This window comes from Streptomyces sp. NPDC127092, from assembly GCF_042722475.1.
In the GTDB taxonomy this organism is placed as follows: domain Bacteria; phylum Actinomycetota; class Actinomycetes; order Streptomycetales; family Streptomycetaceae; genus Streptomyces.
Window position 1 is genome coordinate 1 of sequence record NZ_JBHXFE010000309.1, and the last position, 1,225, is coordinate 1,225.

The following is a 1,225-nucleotide window of genomic DNA, read 5'->3' on the forward strand; positions in this document are numbered from 1 at the left end:
TCCATCCGCTGGTCGAGGCGGCCACCGGCGCACTGCCCGTCATCGACCCCGCCACCGGGCGCCCCGCGTCCGAGGGAGTGGACGCGGCGCGGACCGAAGCGTCCCGCGCGGCAGGGACCGGTCCTGCACAGGCCGCAGCGGAGACCGAGCCATCCACGCAGGCCGGTTCCGCTCGGGGCTGACCGCTCCGCCCCCTCCCTAGAATGGTCCGCATGGCTGGACTGATCGTGCGCAAGGACATCGACCTCGTCCGCGAGCGCACGGATCTGAAGGCCGTCGTGGAGGAGTTCGTCACCCTGCGCTCGGCAGGCGTGGGCTCATTCAAGGGGCTGTGCCCGTTCCACGACGAGCGGACGCCGTCGTTCCACGTGCGCCCCGGCGTGGGCACCTACCACTGCTTCGGCTGCGGCGCGCACGGGGACGTCATCAGCTTCCTCATGGAACTCGAGCACACCACGTTCACGGAGACCGTGGAGCGGCTGGCGTCCCGCGTGGGGGTGGAGCTGCACTACGAGGACGGCGGCACCGGCCCGGACAAGGCGGAGACGGGGCGCCGTCGTCGCCTGTTCGAGGCGACCAAGGTGGCGGACGAGTTCTTCCGTCGGGCCCTCGGCTCGCCCGAGGCCCAGGCCGCCCGCGACTTCCTCACCCAGCGCGGGTTCACGCAGGAGCACGCGGTGCAGTTCGGCCTCGGGTACGCCCCGCAGGGGTGGTCGCATCTGCTGGACCACCTCCGGCAGCGCGGCTTCCGGGACGAGGAGCTGCGCGCCTCCGGGCTGGTGTCCGAGGGACAGCGCGGCCTGTACGACCGGTTCCGCGGCCGCCTGCTCTGGCCCATCCGGGACATGACCGGCGCGACCATCGGCTTCGGCGCCCGCAAGCTCTACGACGACGATCCCGGCCCCAAGTACCTGAACACCCCCGAGACGCCGCTCTACAAGAAGTCCCAGGTGCTCTACGGCATCGACCTGGCCGGCGTCGGCACGGCCGTGGCCACGTGCGGCACCGCGTTCGGCGCGGACCACATCAAGGTGGCCCGCCGCCTGATCTCCGACGACGGCACGGGCGGCGAGGTGATCTTCACCTTCGACGGCGACGAGGCCGGGCAGAAGGCCGCCCTCAAGGCGTTCGACGAGGACCACCGGTTCCTCGCCAAGACGTTCGTGGCCGTGGAGCCCAGCGGCATGGACCCGTGCGACCTGCGCATGCAGAAGGGCGACGAGGC

1 protein-coding gene and 1 pseudogene are annotated in these 1,225 nt (G+C 71.8%); both read left to right on the forward strand.

Annotation, left to right across the window (positions count from 1 at the left end; genetic code table 11):
• Positions 1-182, forward strand: a pseudogene (locus tag ACFWJO_RS39965) (hypothetical protein); the annotation flags it as partial.
• 30 nt (positions 183-212) lie between these two features.
• Positions 213-1,225, forward strand: a 1,013-nt coding sequence (locus ACFWJO_RS39970; protein ID WP_386873235.1) for a DNA primase, incomplete at its 3' end; no start/stop codon positions are given.